This window comes from Pseudomonas cremoris (assembly GCF_014230465.1).
Genome location: NZ_JAAXCY010000018.1, coordinates 20,056 through 39,637, shown reverse-complemented (window position 1 = coordinate 39,637; position 19,582 = coordinate 20,056). Strand labels below are relative to the sequence as shown.

Genomic DNA, 19,582 nt, shown 5'->3' with positions numbered 1-19,582 from the left:
TCGCGCTGCCGATACCCACCTACACACTTTGGCTGGCTCAAACAACAACACCGTCCAGCAGACAATCATCACTTTTTGCGGAGCATTCGATGAATAGCTGGTTCGGCAACATTAGCGTCAATCTCAAACTGGGCCTGGGCTTCGGCCTGGTGCTGGTCCTCACCTCGATCCTGGCACTCACCGGTTGGACCAGCCTGGGTGGCCTGATCGACCGCAGCAACTGGATGAGCGACATCACCCAGCTCAATGCGTCGCTGACCAAACTGCGTGTTGCACGCCTGCAGTACATGCTGGCCAACGGTGACGAAACCGCCGCGCAGAATGTGCAGACCAACCTGGACGCCTTCATCGCCCAACAGCAAAAACTGCTGAACAGTTTCAAGAGCCCGGATAACGTCAAGCTGCTCAACGAGCAGAAAGCCATCATCACCGCGTACCAGCAGTCCTTGAACAAAATGCGCGAGGCCTACCGTAATGGCAGCGCTGCGCGTCAGACCATGGGCGACAAAGCTGACATCGCCAATGCCCAGATCGACACGTTGGAAAGCAGCGTGAAGCAAATGCCCGACAGCTCGGAGCACTTGGCGCAGTTCCAGGCAGTGGCCGACGCCAAGATGCAATTCCAATTGTCGCGCTATGAAGTACGCGGCTACACCGGCAACGTCAGCGCCGACACCGAAGCACGCGCCGCCGCACAAATCGAAAAAACCATCACCGGTTTGAAGGACCTCAGCGCCGTATTCGGTGCCAGCCAGCAAAGCGCACTGACGGCGCTGGAATCGGCCCTGGGCGCCTATCGCAGCGCCGTACAGAACTACAAGGCGGCCAACGCCAATATCGTCAGCGCCCGTGCCGAAATGACGGTGCAAGGCAACGATATCGTCACCATCAGCGACAAGCTGTACGACATCCAACTTGATCGCCGCGACGCCGAGAGCGCCCAGGCCCGCAGCCTGCAATTGATCAGCACGTTGCTGGCCTTGCTGGTTGGCATCATTGCGGCCTTGGTCATTACCCGCCAGATCACTCGCCCAATCCAGGAAACCCTGGCGGTGGTGGAACGCATCGCCTCCGGTGACTTGAGCCACAACATCCAAGTCACTCGCCGCGACGAACTGGGCGTGCTGCAACAGGGCATCCAGCGTATGGGCACGACCTTGCGCGAATTGATCAGCGGCATTCGCGACGGCGTAACGCAGATTGCCAGCGCCGCCGAAGAGTTGTCCGCCGTCACTGAGCAGACCAGCGCCGGCGTCAACAGCCAGAAGATCGAGACCGACCAGGTCGCCACCGCCATGCACGAGATGACCGCCACCGTGCAGGAAGTCGCGCGCAACGCCGAGCAAGCATCACAGGCCGCAGCCGACGCCGATGGCCAAGCCCGAGCAGGCGACAAAGTGGTGGCCGAAGCCATCGCCCAGATCGAACGCCTGGCCGCCGAAGTGGCACGTTCCACTGACGCCATGACGCACCTGCAGCAAGAGAGCAATAAGATCGGCAGCGTGATGGACGTGATCAAGGCCGTGGCAGAGCAGACCAACTTGCTGGCGCTCAACGCCGCAATCGAAGCGGCACGTGCAGGTGAAGCCGGTCGTGGGTTTGCCGTGGTGGCTGATGAAGTGCGTGGCCTGGCCCAGCGCACGCAAAAGTCCACCGAGGAAATCGAAGGCCTGGTCGCCGGTTTGCAGAACGGTACCCAGCAAGTAGCCAACGTGATGAACAACAGCCGCAGCCTGACCGACAGCAGTGTCGAGTTGACGCGCAAGGCCGGTGTGTCACTGGAGAACATCACCCGTACGGTGTCGAATATCCAGTCGATGAACCAGCAGATCGCCGCCGCCGCCGAGCAGCAAAGCGCTGTGGCTGAGGAGATCAGCCGCAGCATTGTGAACGTGCGTGACGTGTCGGAGCAGACCGCTACGGCGAGTGACGAGACGGCCAAGTCGAGCGTGGAACTGGCGCGTTTGGGTAGCCAGTTGCAGCAGATGGTCAGTCATTTCCGGGTGTAAGAAACATCATTGTGGCGAGGGAGTAAGCTCCCTCGCCACCTAGTGCACAAACCTAGAGTTCCTCTTCGACAAACACCAACCGATTGCCGAAGGGATCCTTGATGCTCATCTCCCGCGAGCCCCAAGGCATTTCTTCCACTCCAGGTTTGGCATAACGGTAATCCTTGGCCAGCAACTGCTGCTGGTAGGCATCCACCCCTTGCGCCTGAATCCGCACCGCCGCGCCCGGTGAAGCATCGCCATGATGCTCAGACAAATGCAGCACACACTCGCCCAACGACACCTGCAAATACAGCGGGAAGTTCGCCTCGAAGCGATGCTGCCAGTCCACCTTGAAGCCCAGGAAGTCGACGTAGAATTCCAGCGCTTTGGCCTCGTCGAAAATCCTCAGGATGGGGGTGACTTTTCCTAAGTGCATGGCGACCGCTCCGTGTATGAAAACGCCCACTATAGAGACGAAAACCCACCACGCAAATCCCCACTACGCGCCAGAAATCGACCCGGCCGCTGGCCGTTCGCCTGCCCTTCGCTGTAACTCAACACGCCGTTGACCCACACCGCGTCAATCCCTTCTGCCGCCCGCTGCGGCTCTTTGAAATCAGCCACATCGCGCACCCGCAACGGGTCGAACAACACCAGGTCGGCCCAGTGTCCTTCGCGAATTTCGCCACGCTCCGACAAGCCGAAGCGTGACGCCGACAACCCGGTCATCTTGTGCACTGCCGTGTGCAACGGGAACAACCCCACATCCCGACTGAAATGCCCGAGCACCCGTGGGAAAGCGCCCCACAAACGCGGATGGGGGAACGGATCTTCGGGCAGCCCATCCGACCCGACCATCGACAACGGATGCGCGAGGATGCGTCGTACATCCGCTTCATCCATTCCGTAATACACCGCCCCCGCCGGTTGCAGGCGGCGTGCGGCGTCCATCAGTGAAACGTCCCATTGCGCGGCGATGTCTTGCAAGTCGCGTCCGCCCATCTCCGGATACGGCGTCGACCAGGTGATGGTGATGCGAAATGCATCGGTAACTTGCTTCAAATCCAACGTCGAAGAACTCGCCGCATAGGGATAACAATCACACCCCACCGGGTGGGTTTTCGCTGCCACTTCCAGCGAGGCCAACAACTGCGGACTGCGCCTCCAGTTACCCGCGCCAGCGCACTTGAGGTGGGAAATGATCACCGGGGCCTTGGCGTGTCGGCCAATCAGGAACGCCTCGTCCATCGCCTCCAGTACCGGCTCGAATTCGCTGCGCAAATGGGTGGTGTATACGGCACCGAATGCGGTCAGTTCTTCACTGAGCTGCAGCACTTCATCGGTCTCGGCACTGAACGCGCTGGCGTAGGCCAGGCCTGTGGATAACCCGAGGGCGCCGTCTTCAAGACTCTCGTGCAGTTGCACGCGCATCGCCGCGATTTCATCCGGCGTGGCGGTGCGGTGCAGGTCGTCCATATGGTTGCTGCGCAGCGCTGTGTGGCCGATCAAGGCCGCGACATTGACCGCAGGGTGAGCGTTTTCCACCGCCGCTCGGTAATCGGCAAAGCGCGGGTAAGTGAACGCCTCACGCGTGCCGAGCAGGTTCATCGGGTCCGGTGGGTCGCTGCGCAAACTGACCGGTGAAGCGCTGATGCCGCAGTTGCCGACGATCACTGTGGTCACGCCCTGGCTGAGCTTGGGCAGCATCTGCGGATGACGGATCACCACGGTGTCATCGTGGGTGTGCACGTCGATAAAACCCGGCGCCAACACGCGGCCACGGGCATCAACTTCATGTTCGGCGGTCGCTGCCGAGAGATCGCCGATCGTCTCGATGCGCCCGGCAAGCAGCCCCACATCGGCCAAATACCCCGGCGTGTTGCTGCCATCAATGATCAGCGCCTGGCGAATCAACGTGTCGTACTTCATATCAGTCTCCGAGCGGCAGGCTGTCAGGGCCGCCGCGATAATCGTCCAGGGCCAGCTTGATCCGGCGCAGGCGTTCCTGGTTGTCGTCCGGCATGGCCAGGGCCAGCTCGGTGGCGAGCAGGTCAATGGCCAGCAGCATTCCGTAGCGCGCCGCAGTGGGCTTGTAGATAAAACTGGTTTCGGCCGGTTGCAACGGCAGCACGACGTCCGCCAATTGGGCCAGAGGAGAATCGGCCAGAGTGATCGCAACGATGCGTGCATCGTAGTTGCGCGCCAACGCCACCACGTCCAACAACTCGGGGGTAAGGCCGGTCAGGGAACACACGATCAAGGCGTGCTCGGGCCCCAGGGTTGCAGCGGTGACGCGCATCATCACCGGGTCATGGCAGGCGGCAATCGGGTAGCCCAGACGCACCAGGCGCACCTGCAACTCGTCGCTGCACAGGCTCGACGGGCCGCCCATGCCGAAGGCGTGGATCATCCGCACCTTGCCCAGCAGGCTGACCGCATCGACAAAACTCGCCTGGTTGAAACCCGACAAATGCTGGCGCAAGGTCGCTTCGATATCCCCCAGAATCTGCCGATGAAACGCCGACTGTTCGGGCAACCCGGCAGGGTCGAGAAAGCGACTGCCAACACCACTGGCCTGCGCGAGTTGCAGGCGCAAATCCCGCAAGTCCCGACACCCCACGCTACGCGCAAACCGCGACAGCGTGGCTGTGCTGACCTCGGCCCGTTGGGACAGTTCTTCCAGGCTGGCCGACGCCGCAAACCCCACATCGTCGAGCATCAGCTTGGCGATACGCCCTTCGCCGGCGCTGAAGGAATCCTGGCGGGCGCGGATCTGGTAGAGGATGTCCATGGGGTCTCCGGGTTACAAAATGCAGGACAGACCGTACGTCAGACCGAAGGCGACCACTGAAATCAGGGTTTCCAGCACGGTCCAGGTCTTGAAGGTCTGGATCACCGTCATATTGAAGTATTCCTTGATCAGCCAGAAGCCGCCGTCGTTCACGTGGGAAAAGATCACCGAGCCCGCACCAGTGGCCAACACCAGCAATTCGGGGTGTGGATAGCCCAAGCCCATGGCCACGGGTGCAACCACGCCTGACGCGGTTGTCATCGCCACCGTCGCCGAACCGGTGGCGATGCGCATCAACGCGGCGAACAACCAGCCCATCACCAGCGGCGACAGGTGGAAGGCGTGGGCCAGGCCGAGAATTTCGTTGGTAACGCCAGCATCCACGAGGATACGGTTCAAGCCGCCGCCCGCGCCCACCAGCAAGGTGATGCTCGCGGTCGGCGCCAGGCATTCGTTGGTGAACTTGAGGATAGACTCGCGGTTGAAGCCTTGTGCCAGACCGAGGGTATAGAAACTCACCAGGGTCGCCACCAACAGCGCAATCACCGAGTTGCCGATAAACAACAGGAACTGGTTGAAACCGGTGCCCGGTGTGGAAATCACGTTGGCCCAGCCGCCGATCATCATCAGCACTACCGGCAACAGGATAGTGCCCATGGTCAGCGCGAAGCTCGGCAATCGGGTGCGCGGCTCACGGTCGATAAACTGGCGTTCCAGCGGGTTTTCTGCGGGCAGGTGAATACGCGGCACGATGTACTTGGCGTACACCGGCCCGGCGATGATCGCCGTAGGAATGCCGATCAGGATCGCGTACAGCACGGTCTGACCCACCGACGCGTTATACGCCAGCACCGCCATCATCGCCGCCGGGTGCGGTGGCACCAGTGCATGCACCACCGACAGGCCGGCGACCATCGGCAAGCCGACCATCAGAATCGACACACCGACGCGCCGCGCCACGGTAAAGGCGATGGGCACCAGCAACACAAAACCCACCTCGAAAAACAGTGGCAACCCCACCAGGAACGCGATGCACACCATGGCCCAGTGGGCGTTACGCTCGCCGAAACGGTTGATCAGCGTGCGCGCCACCTGCTCAGCGCCGCCGGACTCGGCCATCATCTTGCCAAGCATGGTGCCCAACGCGACCACCAGGGCGATATGGCCCAGTGTCTTGCCGACACCCGCCTCGTAGGAACCCATGATGGTGTCCGCCGGCATCCCGGCCATCAGCGCCAGGCCAATGGATACCAGGGTGATGACGATAAACGGGTTGAGTCGGTAACGTGCAATCAGCACGATCAAAGCAATGATGGCGATGGCAGCGTATGCCAATAGCCCGAAGCCCGGTGATGCGGCCATGCGGTACTCCTCGGAAAGGGTCACGTCGAATCTGTTGTGAAATTCATAAATCATTACCGAGGAGTATTTTCAATTTTTATGAAAGTAATTTTCGCCCACAGACAAGCGCTGTCGCGTGGGGATATGCCCGACAGCCATGCATGAAAATTCGGGGGGTGTTCTTACATGAAGATCAGAGGATGTCGGAAACTCAGTGGCCGCCATTCAGTCATAGAATGCGCAACCCCTCATGCCCAGGAAAACCGACCATGATTCGCACCTCACTCGCCGTCAGCGCCCTGCTGTTTGCCGTCTGCGGCACCGCCTCAGCCGCCGATAACGCCGCGCTGAAAAAATGCATGGACACCGCCAACACCACCGCCGACATGGTCAATTGCAATGCCAAGGAAACCAAGGTGCAGGACAAGCGCCTGAACACGGCCTACAAGACCGCCCTCGCCGCCCAGGAAGGTGCACGCAAGCAGCAACTGCAAGACGTGCAGCGCCTGTGGATAAAGTACCGAGACGCCAACTGCGCGTTTGCAGGCAGCGCGACCGGCGGCACCATCGACCAGGTCAATGGCTCCGGCTGCGTGCTGGACATGACTCAGACCCGCGCCCAAGAACTGGAAGACCTGGTCGGGCCGTGATCGATCAGTCGTGATGCACTCGGGCGCGCTTGAGCAACTTCTTGCAGCGCTCCGACAAGTGCAGCACCCGCAGGTGCTTACCCGCCTTGGCATAACGCTCGCGCAGGGTCATCAGCGCGGCAATCGCCGAGTAATCGACAAAACTCAGGTGACGGCAATCCAGCGTCACCTGGGCCGGGTCGTTGGCGGGGTCGAACTGGTTCAAGAACGGCGTGGTCGAGGCAAAGAACAACGTACCGTGCAGGCGATAGAGCTTGCTGCCATCGGCCTCCAAATGCTCATCCGCGTACAGCTCGCGAGCCTGTTGCCAAGCGAAGTTCAGCGCCGCAATCACTATCCCGCACAACACCGCCGTGGCCAGGTCGGTGAACACGGTAATCACGGTCACCGCAATAATCACCAGCACATCGTTGAGCGGCACCTTGTTGAGCACCCGCAAGGAGGCCCAGGCGAAGGTCTGTTGGGACACCACGAACATCACCCCCACCAGCGCCGCCAGCGGGATCCGCTCGATAAACGGCGACAAAAACAGGATGAACAGCAAGATCATCACCCCGGCAAACACCCCGGAAAATCGCCCGCGCCCACCGGAGCTTAAGTTGATCACGGTTTGCCCGATCATCGCGCAGCCACCCATGCCGCCGAACACACCCGAGACCATATTCGCAGCCCCCAGGGCCACGCTTTCACGGTCGGGGTAACCACGGGTCTCGGTGATTTCGTCGGTAAGGTTCAGGGTCAGCAGGGTTTCCAGCAGGCCGACCATGGCCATCAGGAACGCGTACGGCGCGATGATGCCGAGGGTTTCCAGGGTCCAGGGGATTTGCGGCAATGCGAAGGTCGGCAGGCCACCGGCGATGTGAGCCATGTCGCCGAGGGTGCGCGTCGGCAGGCCAAGCAGATACACCGCCAGGCCCACGCCGAGGATCGCCACCAACGCGGGCGGCACGGCGCGGGTGATGCGCGGCAGCAGATAAACGATGGCCATGGTCACCAGCACCAAGCCAATCATCACGTACAACGGCGTGCCGCTGAGCCAGTGCTCACCGCTCTTGAAATGCTCCAGTTGCGCCAGCGCGATAATGATCGCCAGGCCGTTCACGAACCCGAGCATCACCGGGTGCGGTACCATGCGCACCAGTTTTCCCAGGCGCAACAGGCCGAAGGCGATCATGATCAACCCGCCCAGCAGTACCGTGGCCAGCAAGTAGTCGACGCCATGCTGGACGACCAGTGCGACGATCACCACCGCCATCGATCCCGCCGCACCAGAGACCATACCCGGCCGACCGCCGAACAACGCGGTGAGGGTACAGATGATAAAGGCGCCGTAGAGCCCCATCAGCGGGTTGAGGTGAGCCACCAAGGCAAAGGCGATGCATTCGGGCAGCAGCGCAAACGACGTGGTGAGGCCGGCCAGGGCATCGGCGCGCAGACGGGTGAGGTTCATGAGGTACCAGGGTAATGCGGGGGATAAGGCGGGGGATGGTACGGAATTGCGGGGGGTGGGGCTAGTCTGGAAGACCGCGTCGCGCCCTTCGCGAGCAAGCCCGCTCCCACATTTGACCGCATTCCAAGGTTGGAACTCGGTCAAATGTGGGAGCGGGCTTGCTCGCGAAGGCAGCACCTCGGTCTCAAGCGAACATCACACCATCTCGTGGCGAATCCACTCGACCACCGACGTGCGCTTCGGCACCCAACCCAGCAATTCACGCGCATGCTTGCCACGCACCCGGCTGTTGGAGCCCAAGCCATAGTTGGCCATTTCATAGCCCCACTCGGCCTCGGCATCAGCCAACGGCCAATCCTGCGGCTCACCCAAGTTGAGTGCTTGGGCAATGGCGGTGGTCATGTCGACAAACGCCGCTTCACTGCTTTCGACAAAGTAGAAGGTGCCCGGCACATTCTTGGTCAGCGCCAGCAGATACAGCGCCACCACGTCTTCAATGTGCACGTTGGACCAAATGTTCTGCCCCGTCCCCACATGGCGCACCACCCCACTCTTGCGTGCCTGCTTGAGCAAGCGCGGCAATTGCACGCTGTCACGTTTCACGCCCAGGCTGTGGCCGTAGATGAGGGTGTTGCAGATCACCGCTGAGTTCACACCGTCATTGGCGGCAGCGAGGATCAGGTTATCGATGGCCACGCGTGCGGCCTTGTCCACCGTCGGCTCCGGCAAGTTGTCTTCGAAGTAGATAACGTCGCTGGCTTTGCCGCCCGACGCATCCCCCACGATGCTCGAACCGCTGGTGTGCAGAAACGGTTTTTTCGAGCCTTTCAAGGCAGCCAACAACGTTTCCACCGCAGCACGATGGTCACTGCTGGCGGCGTTGATCACCGCATCGGCTTTGTGCGCCTGCTCGGTCAATACAGCGGCGTCATCCAGCGTGCCAATCACCGGCGTGATGCCGAGTGAGGTCATCTCGGCGGCTTGATCGGCGCTGCGCACCAGGCCCGTAACGGAGTGGCCGGCCTTGACCAGGCCCGTTGCGATGGAACCGCCGATAAAACCTGCGGCGCCGGTAACGAATACGTTCATGGAAGGTGCTCCTGACGGGGTAAGTGATGGGCCCAGTATCAAGGAGCGATCCCCGACGAATAAGCCCGTGCCACCCAATTCAATCTTGCGTGACGGTCACGAATCAGCAGGCATACCGCGCCAGTTTGGCCTGAATAAAGTCCAGGAAACACTGGATACGCAACGCCAGTTGAGAGTTGCGGTAGAACACCGCATGGATCGGCTGGCGATACCCGCTGTTGAATGCTTCCAGCACCGGCACCAGCCTTCCGGCGTCGATGTCGTCGACGGTCATGAAGTTCGACAAGCAGCAAATACCCTGCCCTTCCAATGCCAACTGCCGCACGGTTTCACCGCTGGACGCAGAAACGCTGGGCTGGATCAACCAGCGGTCGCCTTCCACATGGCGCAGCGGCCAGTGGTTGAGGGTTTCGGTCTGGGAAAACCCGAGCAAGGTGTGGCCTGCCAATTCGGCCACCGTATCCGGTGTGCCGTATTGCTTGAGGTAAGCGGGGCTGGCGAGGATATGCAGCGGCGTGCACCCCAGCGAACGGGCATGCAAGGTTGAGTCGGCCAGCGCACCGATGCGGATCGCAATGTCGGTGCTCTGCTCCAGCAGGTCGATGATCAAGTCGTCGCTGTTCAGCTCCAACTGGATCTCGGGGTACAGGCTGCGAAACTCGGCGATGTACGGCACGATCCCATGCAGCATGAACGGCACCGCCGCATTGATGCGCAAGCGCCCCGCCGGTTTTTTCTGGCGCGACGACAGGCGCTCTTCCAGCTCTTCCATCTGCGCCAGGATCACCTTGGCCTGTTCGAAGAAGTACTTGCCCTCTTCGGTCAGGTCCATGCGCCGCGTGGTGCGGTTAATCAGCGTGGTGTCGAGCTTGGCCTCCAGGCGCGACAGCGTGCGGCTGACCGCAGACGGCGTCTGCCCGACCTGCTCGGCCGCGGCGGAAATCGAGCCGCACTCAATCACACTGACGAAGATTTGTAGCTCGTCGGATCGGGCTTTCACAGGCTGTCCTCGTTATCGGTTCGCAGCAGCTTACACCGAGAGGTGGAACACCTGCGCCAGATGCTGCTCGTAGCGCGCCACGTCGGCTTCGATGGTTGGGCGTTTCATCACGTCCACGCACAGGAAGGTCGGCAACGCGGTCATGCCAAGGAATTCGTTGGCCTTGTGGAACGGGAAATACACCGCGTCCACGCCCTTGGCTTCAAAGAAGTCGCTGGGGTCGTCGAAGGCTTGTTGCGGTGCGTTCCAGGTCAGCGACAGCATGTACTGCTTGCCCTGGATCAGGCCGCCGCTGCCATATTTCTGCGAGGCATCGGAACGGGTGCGACCATCGCTGGCGTACAGGCTGCCGTGGCCTTCGGTGAAGACTTCGTCGATGTACTTCTTGACGATCCACGGCGCGCCCATCCACCAACCCGGCATCTGGTAGATGATCACGTCGGCCCAGAGGAATTTGGCGACCTCTTCGGCCACGTCGTAGCCTTCGTCGATATGCGTAACCTTGACGTCGATACCGCCACGGTCCAGCACGGCCAGGGCGGCGTCATGCAGTGTGGTGTTGTAGCGGCCATCGGAGTGGGCGAACTTTTTGCCGCCGTTGAGCAGGAGTACTTTTTTCATGGGACGTTATCCAGAGGTTGAAAATGTCTGGATGCAGACTATCGACCTCAGGCCCTCGGAATAACCGGCGGCGCGGCAAAATACATTTGACCTGAATGCACGAATAGAGAGTTATTGTTAACCGCTGATCAGCAGATGACCACCCAATAGCGCCATACCGACGAAAAATACGCGCTTGAACAGCACCGCACTGATGCGCTGGCGCACCACTTGGCCCAGCCACATACCCAGCAGCGCCGGTATCAGCGCCAGCAGCGAAGCATTGATTTCGCCACCGCCCAGCGTGCCGCGCCAGGCCAGCCCGGCGGCCAGGGCCAGGGTCGACACGGTGAACGACAGCCCCAACGCCTGCACCAGTTGATCGCGATTCAAGCCCAGGGCCTGTAGGTACGGCACGGCCGGAATCACAAACACGCCGGTGGCCGAGGTGATTACGCCAGTGATCACCCCACACAACGGGCCGAGCCAGCGTTCGGTTTCAGGCTTGACCTTGAGCGTGGGCAGGAACAACCCGCTCAGCGCATACACCAGCAACGCCCCGCCCAACGCGTGAACGACCCAGCCGCCACCGTCCATGCCCAGCCATACCGTACCGAGCCCGGTGCCAAGAAAGATCAACAGCAGCATCGGCCACAGGCGCTTGAGCAAGGTACTCAGGTGGCCGCCGAACGCCAGTTGCCAGAGGTTGGTGACCGTTGAAGGAATGATCAGTAACGCCGCAGCCTGCGCCGGCAGCATAGCCAGGCCGAGCAGGCCCATGGCGACGGTGGGCAGACCCAGGCCGATCACGCCTTTGACGGTGCCGGCCAGCAGGAAGGTGCCGAATACCAGCAGGCTCAGGGCTGGGCCGATGTCTTGATAGAACGCTAGGAAGGTATTCATGGGGGGATTGTGGCGCGTGGCAGCGGATTCGGAAATTCGCCATATACTGAGGCAGCCTCTTGTTTTGTGTGAGGCTGATGCCGTCATCGCAGGCAAGCCAGCTCCCACATTTGATGTGTGAATACATTCAAGTGTGGGAGCTGGCTTGCCTACGATGAGGCCAGTTCTATCACTCGAGAACCCCAGCCATGCACTTTGACCTGATCGACCTGCGCCTCTATCTGCACATCCTCGACACCGGCAACATCACCGCCGGTGCCGCCCGCAGCCACTTATCCCTGGCAGCCGCCAGTGCTCGCATCCGCGCGATGGAAGCATCCTTGGGGATCGAGTTCCTCACGCGCGGTCGCCGTGGCGTCACCCCCACACCCGCAGGCGTTGCCCTGGCCCGTCACGCCCGCCTCTTGCTGCAACAAGCCGAGCACCTGCAACAGGACTTGGCCGAATACGCCAACGGCGCCAAAGGCCAGGTGCGCCTGTTGTGCAACACCACCGCCCTCAGCGAATACCTGCCGGAAGTGCTGGCGGACTTTTTGCGCGCGCATCCCAACCTCGATATCGACCTGCAGGAGTTGCCGAGCTTGCGCATTACCCAGGCATTGCGCCAGGGCACGGCTGACCTGGGGATCATCTCTGATGCGGTGGACACCCACGGCCTGCAGACCCTGCCCTTTCGCGATGACCCACTGGTGTTGATCATGCCGCTGGATCACCCACTGGCAGCGCAAAACGCGAGCTTTATCGACAGCCTGCAATACGACTACGTCAGCCTGGCTGCCAATAGCGCGTTGGCGGTGTACTTGGAAGAGCAGGCGCTGCACACAGGATTTCGCTTGCAAACCCGCATCCGCGCCGATGGGTTTGATGGGTTGATTCGCATGGTCGCCGGCGGCGCCGGGCTGGGCATCGTGCCCCAGGCCGCACTGGAGCGCTGGCCGGCAGAACGCCGTTTCAAGGCCCAACCCTTGCGCGAAGAGTGGGCCTGCCGAACGCTGCTGCTCAGTGCACGCTCGTTTGAGAACCTGCCCGGTTACGCCAAGGCCTTGTTCGACGCCTTGGCCCTGCCTTTGCGGAAGAACCCGTAGTACACCGCCGACAGAATCACCAGGAACGGCACCCCAAACACCAGCGTCATCTTGAACGCCTCGGTGAAGTACGTGGTGATCATCACCGCCCCCATCAGCACCAGCCCCAACAGCGTGCTGTAGGGAAACAGCCGCAGTTGAAACGACAACTTCGGCCCGCCGTGGCGCTTGCGATAACGGCGGAAGAACAGGTGCGTGAGGAAGATCATGAACCAGGTGAAGATCGCGCCAAACATCGAGATGGCCATCATCAGGGTAAACGAGCTTTCCGGGTACACCACGTTGAGCAGCGTCGCCAAGGCAATGCCCGAACTGGACAGCAACAGGGCATTCAATGGGATACCGCTCTTGCTCAGGGCGCCCATGGACTTAGGCGCAAAGCCGGCGCGGGACAGGCTGAACATCATGCGCGTAGTGATATAAAGCTGACTGTTCATCGCCGACAACGCCGCGATCAGGATCACGAAATTCATCACCCCGGTGGCACCGGGAATGCCGATGGTCTGCATCACTGTGACGAATGGGCTCTGGGTCTGCCCGGCCTGGTTCCACGGCACAATCGCCAGCATCAGCGCCAGGGTCAGCAGGTAGAACACCACCAGCCGCACGATGGTCGCGCGGAAGGCTTTCTTCACCGCCTGCTCCGGGTCGGCCGCTTCACCGGCGGCCACCGCGATCATCTCCACGCTCAAATAGCTGAAGATCGACACGATCACCGCGATCCACATGCCGCTCAGGCCATGGGGGAAAAAGCCGTCGTGGGCCGTGTAGTTCTGTACGCCGTATTCCGGATTGCCGGAACCGAACACCACGTACACCGCGAGGATGATGAAGCCGACGATGGCGCTGATCTTGATCGTGGAAAACCAGTATTCGAAGGTGCCGAAGGTCTTCACGCTGATGGCATTGAGCAGGATCAGCACGCTGGAAAACGACACGATCCACACCCATTCCGGCACGTTGGCGAACCAGTACTTCATGTACATCGCCACCGCCGTGACCTCGGCGCCCACCGCCAGCACAATCGCCGCCCAGTAGGCATAACGCACCAGGAACCCGGCCAGCGGGCTGATGTAAAACTCGGCGTAGGCACCAAAGGAGCCCGAGGTGGAATGCGCCACCGTCATCTCCGCCAGGCAGCCCATCAACAATAAGGTGATCAACGCGCCAATGGCGTAGCTCACCAACACGCTGGGCCCGGCATAACCGATGGCATAGGCGCTGCCCATGAACAACCCGGTGCCAATGGCGCCACCGATAGCGATCATGCTCATCTGGCCGGAAGTGAGCTGGCGCCGCAGGCCCAGTTCGCGGTGGGTGATCTCGGCAAAGCCTTGGTCTGGCGTGGTCACGTGGTGTGCCCCTTTATTATTGTGATTGCACTATTTTTGGCGGATGTCGCAGATCCCCTGTGGGAGCGGGCTTGCTCGCGAATGCGGTGGGTCATTCAGCACATGCAGTGCCTGATACTCCGCTTTCGCGAGCAAGCCCGCTCCCACATTTTGATCCGCGTTGGGTCAGGTCACGCTGTTACGCACTTTGAATTGCGGCTGGTCCCAGGTGCGCTTGTCGAGGATCTCGCCGAGGATTTCCACCGCGTCGAACACCTCAGTGAAGCTCGTGTACAACGGCGTAAACCCAAACCGCATTATGCGCGGCTCACGGTAATCACCAATCACGCCCCGTGCGATCAGCGCCTGGATCACCGCGTACCCTTCTGGGTGCTCGAAGCTGACGTGGCTGCCGCGCTTGGCGTGTTCACGTGGGGTGATCAGTTCCAGCCCGTGAGCTGCGCAACGCTCTTCGACCAACGCGATAAACAGGTCGGTCAGCGCCAGGGATTTGCTGCGCAGGCTGGCCATGTCGGTTTGGGCAAAAATCTCCAGGCCGCATTCCACCATCGCCAGCGAGGTGATCGGCTGGGTGCCGCACAGGTAACGCGCAATGCCGGCACTCGGCGCGTAGGACGACTCCATCGCGAACTGACGCGTATGTCCAAACCACCCCGACAGCGGTTGACGCACCACATCCACAAGCTGTGGATTGACCCACACAAACGCCTGGGAGCCCGGCCCGCCATTGAGGTATTTGTAGGTGCAGCCAATCGCGTAATCCGCTTCGGCCTGATGCAGGTCGATCGGCACCGCGCCCGCCGAATGTGCCAGGTCCCAGATGCTCAACGCGCCGCACTCGTGGCTCAACGCGGTCAGCGCCTGCATGTCGTACATGTAGCCGGTCTTGTAGTTGACGTGCGTGAGCATCACCACCGCCACGTCCTGGTCGATGGCTTGCGGCAGTTCGTCCGGGCTGTTGACCAACCGCAGGGAATAGCCCTGTTGCAGCAACTCAGTCAGGCCTTCGGCGATGTACAGGTCGGTGGGAAAGTTGCTCGCCTCACTGACGATCACCTTGCGATTTGGCTGGCGCAGGCGCTGCACGCTCAACGCCGCGCTGAGCACCTTGAACAGGTTGATCGACGTGGTATCGGTGATCACCACTTCGCCGTCGCGCGCGCCGATCAGCGGGGCCAGGCGATTGCCCAAGCGCTGGGACAGGTCCGCCCAACCGGCGCTGTTCCAGCTGCGAATCAGGCCATTGCCCCATTCCTCGGCGATCACCTGCTGCGCCCGCGCGAGCGACGCCACCGGACGTGCGCCAAGCGAGTTGCCGTCGAGGTAGATCACGCCGTCCGGCAAGGCGAACTGCTGACGCAATGGCGCCAGCGGATCCTGGGCATCGAGGGCTTGGCAATGGCTTCGAGTGGTCATGGTTCGTCCTGGTTTTTATAAGTAAAGATGCAGCAAATAATGAACGAAGCTTTAGAGAATTTTCGTGCAAAGTGGTGGGTAACAGGCTAATTAAGCCGTAGGAAATTCGAATTAAACCTCTAAACACGCGGATTTATTCTAACCATGATTCTCGACGCCACCGACCTGCGCCTCCTGCATTTCCTGCAACAGGATGGCCGAATCAGTAACCAGGAATTAGCGGAGAAAGTCGCCCTGTCGCCGTCCGCCTGCCTTCGTCGCCTGCGCTTGCTGGAGAGCGAGGGCATCATCAGCGGTTACCGTGCGGTGCTGAATGCCGAGCAATTGGGGATCGAACTGGAAGCCATCGTCCACCTGTCATTGCGCCAGGATGTAGAGGACTGGCATGAGACATTTATCAAGAAGGTGCAGGGCTGGCCGGAGGTGGCGAGCGCCTACGTGATCACCGGCGCGAGCAACTATGTGCTGCGGGTTCAGGCGCGCAACCTCAAGCATTTTTCGGACTTTATCGTGAACCACCTGAACCGCACGGCGGGGGTAATGGATATTCGTTCGGAGATCGTGCTGCAAAAGATCAAGGATCGGGATGAGGTGCTGGATTTGGTGGTGCGCAAGTAACCCCCTCGGCACGAACACGACGCTCAACAGTATTACGAAAAGTTTACGCAGAGTAATATCTGCCCCCTCAGCACTTCTGAGGGGCTGGTGCTGCGTGCAATCAACCCTCGCGAAAAACAAGTAGAAGGGAATGTTAATGGCGGATGACATGGTTAACCCGGTGGGCCTCAAGCGCGGCCTGAAGAACCGGCATATTCAGCTGATTGCCTTGGGAGGGGCGATTGGTACAGGGTTGTTCCTCGGTTCGGCAGGCGTACTCAAGTCGGCCGGCCCGTCGATGATCCTGGGTTATGCGATTGCAGGTTTTATCGCGTTCCTGATCATGCGCCAGCTCGGCGAGATGATCGTCGAAGAGCCGGTGGCGGGTTCCTTCAGCCACTTCGCGCACAAATACTGGGGCGGTTACGCAGGCTTCCTGGCGGGCTGGAACTACTGGGTACTCTACGTGCTGGTCGGCATGGCCGAACTGACGGCGGTGGGCAAGTACATCCAGTTCTGGTGGCCGGAAATTCCAACCTGGGTCAGCGCGCTGGTGTTCTTTGTCGCGGTGAACCTGATCAACACCCTGAACGTGAAGTTCTTCGGTGAGGCCGAGTTCTGGTTCGCGATCATCAAGGTGGTGGCGATTGTCGGCATGATCGTGCTCGGCTGCTACCTGCTGTTCAGCGGCACCGGCGGCCCGCAAGCGTCCATCAGCAACCTGTGGAGCCACGGCGGGTTCTTCCCGAACGGCGGCATGGGGTTGTTGATGTCCATGGCGTTCATCATGTTCTCGTTCGGCGGCCTGGAGCTGGTGGGCATCACTGCCGCCGAAGCCAGCGAGCCACGCAAGGTGATCCCGAAGGCGATCAACCAGGTGGTTTACCGGATCCTGATTTTCTACGTGGGCGCCCTGACCGTATTGCTGTCGCTGTACCCGTGGGACCAACTGCTGCAAACCCTCGGCGCGTCGGGCGATGCCTACAGCGGCAGCCCGTTTGTACAGATCTTCTCGCTGATCGGTAACGACACCGCCGCGCACATCCTCAACTTCGTGGTACTGACCGCGGCGCTGTCGGTGTACAACAGCGGCGTGTACTGCAACAGCCGCATGCTGTTCGGCCTGGCCGAGCAAGGCGACGCGCCAAAAGCACTGATGAAGCTGAATAAGCAAGGCGTGCCACTGCGCGCGCTGGCGATTTCGGCGCTGGTGACGATGCTGTGCGTGGTGGTCAACTACGTAGCGCCACACAGTGCGCTGGAGTTGCTGTTTGCGCTGGTGGTTGCCTCGCTGATGATCAACTGGGCGCTGATCAGCCTCACCCACATCAAGTTCCGCAAGGCCATGGGCGAACAAGGCGTAACGCCGTCGTTCAAGACCTTCTGGTTCCCGTTCAGCAACTACCTGTGCCTGGCGTTCATGGTAGTGATCATCAGCGTGATGCTGGCGATTCCGGGGATTCGCAACTCGGTGTTTGCGATGCCGGTGTGGGTGGGGATTATCTATGTGGCGTATCGGTTGCGCATGAGAAACACAAAAGTAGCTGTGGCGCAGTAACCTAATGTGGGAGCGGGCTTGCTCGCTCCCACAGTTTTGAATCATTCCAAATGAAAAGCCCCGGTCTTCCGGGGCTTTTTGTTTAGAGGGTGGAGCGCACGCGCCAGAGTTCGGGGAACAACACCGTGTCGAGCATCTTGCGCAAATACCCCACACCTTCGGTGCCGCCGGTACCCGGCTGGAAACCGATAATCCGCTCCACCGTGGTCACATGGCGGAAGCGCCACTGGCGGAACGAGTCCTCCAGGTCGATAAACTTCTCGGCCAACTGATACAAATCCCAATACCGGCTCGGGTCGCGATACACCTCGCGCCACGCCGCTTCCACAGACTCATCGTGCACCGTCGCCGCCGTCGGGTCGCGCTCGGCACGCTGCGGGTCAATCGCCAACCCGGCCTTGGCCATGAGGTTGATCGCTTCGTCATACAGCGACGGCGTGGCAATCGCCACCTGCAACTCCTGCAACAACGCCGGGCGATGAGCATGAGGCCGCAACAGTGCCGGGCTTTTGTTGCCGAGGATAAATTCGATCTCGCGGTACTGGAACGACTGGAACCCCGATGACTGCCCCAGGAACGGCCGGATCGCCTTGTACTCCGACGGGGTCATGGTCGCCAGCACCGCCCAGGCGTGCACCAGTTGATCGAAGATCCGCGACACCCGCGCCAGCATCTTGAACGCCGGCGGCAACTCGCCCAGGCGCACGTGTTCGCGGGCGGCCTTGAGCTCGTGGAGCATCAGTTTCATCCACAGCTCGGACGTCTGGTGCTGGATGATGAAGAGCATTTCGTTGTGGTCCGGCGACAACGGATGCTGGGCGCTGAGGACTTTGCCCAGGTCCAGGTAGTCACCGTAGCTCATGGACTCGGAAAAATTCAGTTCGGCGTTATGCCATTCTTCGGGCGGCTGATAATCAGCAGAGAACGGACATTGGCTCATCGCGTGGGCTCCTTGAGCGGGCGGAGAATGGCGCGGACCGGGCTCGCGTCGAGGTTGGCGAAACGCAGCGGCAGCGCGATCAGTTCGTAGTCACCCTCGGGCACGTCATCAAGCACGATGCCTTCGAGGATCGCCATGCCATGGCGCGCCACGGCATTGTGGGAATCCATGGTCTTGGACTGTTGCGGGTCCAGGGACGGGGTGTCGATGCCGATCAAACGCACGCCGAGGCTGGCCAGCAGCTCGATGGTTTGCGGGGCGATGGCGGTGAAATTTGAATCCCACTCGGTAAGCGGCGCTTGTGGATAAGTGCGCAGCAGCACACGTTCCGGCAGGTTATCCACACGGCCTTCCAGTTGATGCGGCTGCACCAGTGCGCCACTGTCCAGGCAATGCAGTACTCGGCACGGGCCCATGTACACATCCAGCGACACCTCGCCGATCGGCGCGCCATCCGCGCTGTAATGCAGCGGTGCGTCCACATGGGCGCCGGTGTGCGGCGATAACGTGACACGCCCCACGTTCACCGGGCACTCCGGGCCGAACTGCCATACGCGCTCTTCCTGGAACGGCGTATCCCCCGGCCAGGTCGGGGTCGCCGTACTCAAGGGCGGGCTGATATCCCACCACGTTTTTATTGGGTTCATTTCAAGGCTCTCACTCATTCTGGAGTGAATGATACGAGGGCCTGCTGCGAATTTTCTTGCGAATTCTGGCGTAAGACGGGAAATCTTTCGCACTTACTGCGAGGAAATGGCGGGTTAGCGCACAAATCTATCAGCCAGACCCAGTCGAACAGCCCACACAGATCTAATGTGG

General features: G+C 60.7%; 18 protein-coding genes and 1 pseudogene. 6 read left to right on the top strand and 13 right to left on the bottom strand.

The window, feature by feature from the left end; all coding sequences use genetic code 11:
* Positions 1–89: 89 nt before the first annotated feature.
* Both HF257_RS33735 and HF257_RS33730 read left to right on the top strand, forming a co-directional pair.
* Positions 90–1,154: pseudogene (locus tag HF257_RS33735) on the top strand (methyl-accepting chemotaxis protein); the annotation flags it as partial.
* Positions 1,146–2,009: a methyl-accepting chemotaxis protein gene (locus tag HF257_RS33730; RefSeq protein ID WP_371923957.1), complete on the top strand. Its 864-nt coding sequence runs from the start codon at positions 1,146–1,148 to the stop codon at positions 2,007–2,009. The pseudogene HF257_RS33735 and the gene HF257_RS33730, both read left to right, overlap by 9 nt.
* Positions 2,010–2,061: 52 nt before the next feature.
* Here HF257_RS33730 and HF257_RS31195 read toward each other — a convergent pair whose 3' ends face one another.
* The 4 genes from HF257_RS31195 to HF257_RS31180 are packed head-to-tail and all read right to left on the bottom strand — an operon-like array spanning position 2,062 to position 6,144.
* Positions 2,062–2,427 carry a glyoxalase superfamily protein gene (locus tag HF257_RS31195; protein WP_185710380.1) on the bottom strand — a complete coding sequence of 122 codons (366 nt, stop codon included), beginning with the start codon at positions 2,425–2,427 and terminating at the stop codon, positions 2,062–2,064.
* A 29-nt stretch (positions 2,428–2,456) separates the two neighbouring features.
* Positions 2,457–3,920: an N-acyl-D-amino-acid deacylase family protein gene (locus HF257_RS31190; RefSeq protein WP_185710381.1), complete on the bottom strand. Its 1,464-nt coding sequence runs from the start codon at positions 3,918–3,920 to the stop codon at positions 2,457–2,459.
* 1 nt (position 3,921) lies between these two features.
* Entirely contained in the window at positions 3,922–4,782 is an 861-nt protein-coding gene (locus HF257_RS31185) for a MurR/RpiR family transcriptional regulator (protein ID WP_185710382.1), read from the bottom strand.
* A 12-nt stretch (positions 4,783–4,794) separates the two neighbouring features.
* On the bottom strand, positions 4,795–6,144 hold the full coding sequence (locus HF257_RS31180; protein ID WP_233081636.1) for a GntT/GntP/DsdX family permease: 1,350 nt from the start codon (positions 6,142–6,144) through the stop codon (positions 4,795–4,797).
* Between the two features lie 248 nt (positions 6,145–6,392).
* On the opposite strand from HF257_RS31180, the gene HF257_RS31175 reads away from it, so the two are divergent.
* Positions 6,393–6,773 (top strand): lysozyme inhibitor LprI family protein, encoded by a 381-nt coding sequence (locus HF257_RS31175; protein WP_185710384.1) that lies wholly within the window; start codon positions 6,393–6,395, stop codon positions 6,771–6,773.
* Between the two features lie 4 nt (positions 6,774–6,777).
* Here HF257_RS31175 and HF257_RS31170 read toward each other — a convergent pair whose 3' ends face one another.
* The 5 genes from HF257_RS31170 to HF257_RS31150 form a co-directional block, all read right to left on the bottom strand.
* Positions 6,778–8,223, bottom strand: coding sequence for a SulP family inorganic anion transporter (locus HF257_RS31170; RefSeq protein ID WP_185710385.1), 1,446 nt, complete (start codon positions 8,221–8,223; stop codon positions 6,778–6,780).
* A gap of 195 nt (positions 8,224–8,418) precedes the next feature.
* Complete coding sequence (locus HF257_RS31165) at positions 8,419–9,312, bottom strand: NAD-dependent epimerase/dehydratase family protein (protein WP_185710386.1); 894 nt, start codon at positions 9,310–9,312, stop codon at positions 8,419–8,421.
* 103 nt (positions 9,313–9,415) lie between these two features.
* Positions 9,416–10,312: a LysR substrate-binding domain-containing protein gene (locus HF257_RS31160; RefSeq protein WP_185710387.1), complete on the bottom strand. Its 897-nt coding sequence runs from the start codon at positions 10,310–10,312 to the stop codon at positions 9,416–9,418.
* Between the two features lie 30 nt (positions 10,313–10,342).
* Positions 10,343–10,933: an NAD(P)H-dependent oxidoreductase gene (locus HF257_RS31155; RefSeq protein ID WP_185710388.1), complete on the bottom strand. Its 591-nt coding sequence runs from the start codon at positions 10,931–10,933 to the stop codon at positions 10,343–10,345.
* 117 nt (positions 10,934–11,050) lie between these two features.
* A complete protein-coding gene (locus HF257_RS31150; protein ID WP_185710389.1) occupies positions 11,051–11,815 on the bottom strand; it encodes a sulfite exporter TauE/SafE family protein in 765 nt (254 codons plus the stop codon).
* Positions 11,816–12,003: 188 nt separating this feature from the next.
* Between HF257_RS31150 and HF257_RS31145 the strand changes: the two genes are divergently transcribed.
* The gene (locus tag HF257_RS31145) at positions 12,004–12,900 is read left to right on the top strand and encodes a LysR family transcriptional regulator (protein ID WP_185710390.1); all 897 of its coding nucleotides are present in this window, start codon (positions 12,004–12,006) and stop codon (positions 12,898–12,900) included.
* Here HF257_RS31145 and HF257_RS31140 read toward each other — a convergent pair.
* Positions 12,846–14,252 carry an amino acid permease gene (locus tag HF257_RS31140; RefSeq protein WP_185710391.1) on the bottom strand — a complete coding sequence of 469 codons (1,407 nt, stop codon included), beginning with the start codon at positions 14,250–14,252 and terminating at the stop codon, positions 12,846–12,848. The two genes, HF257_RS31145 and HF257_RS31140, sit on opposite strands and share 55 nt — an antisense overlap.
* A gap of 165 nt (positions 14,253–14,417) precedes the next feature.
* Positions 14,418–15,668: a kynureninase gene (kynU, locus tag HF257_RS31135; RefSeq protein ID WP_185710392.1), complete on the bottom strand. Its 1,251-nt coding sequence runs from the start codon at positions 15,666–15,668 to the stop codon at positions 14,418–14,420.
* Between the two features lie 144 nt (positions 15,669–15,812).
* Between kynU and HF257_RS31130 the strand changes: the two genes are divergently transcribed.
* Both HF257_RS31130 and HF257_RS31125 read left to right on the top strand, forming a co-directional pair.
* The gene (locus tag HF257_RS31130; RefSeq protein ID WP_003176072.1) at positions 15,813–16,286 is read left to right on the top strand and encodes an Lrp/AsnC family transcriptional regulator; all 474 of its coding nucleotides are present in this window, start codon (positions 15,813–15,815) and stop codon (positions 16,284–16,286) included.
* 136 nt (positions 16,287–16,422) lie between these two features.
* Positions 16,423–17,823: an amino acid permease gene (locus HF257_RS31125; RefSeq protein WP_185710393.1), complete on the top strand. Its 1,401-nt coding sequence runs from the start codon at positions 16,423–16,425 to the stop codon at positions 17,821–17,823.
* 82 nt (positions 17,824–17,905) lie between these two features.
* Here the strand turns inward: HF257_RS31125 and kynA are convergent, their stop codons facing one another.
* Together kynA and kynB are read right to left on the bottom strand one after the other, a co-directional pair.
* A complete protein-coding gene (gene kynA / locus HF257_RS31120) occupies positions 17,906–18,763 on the bottom strand; it encodes a tryptophan 2,3-dioxygenase (RefSeq protein ID WP_185710394.1) in 858 nt (285 codons plus the stop codon).
* Positions 18,760–19,410 (bottom strand): arylformamidase, encoded by a 651-nt coding sequence (kynB, locus tag HF257_RS31115; protein ID WP_185710395.1) that lies wholly within the window; start codon positions 19,408–19,410, stop codon positions 18,760–18,762. The genes kynA and kynB overlap by 4 nt, the downstream gene beginning before the upstream one ends.
* Positions 19,411–19,582: the final 172 nt, after the last annotated feature.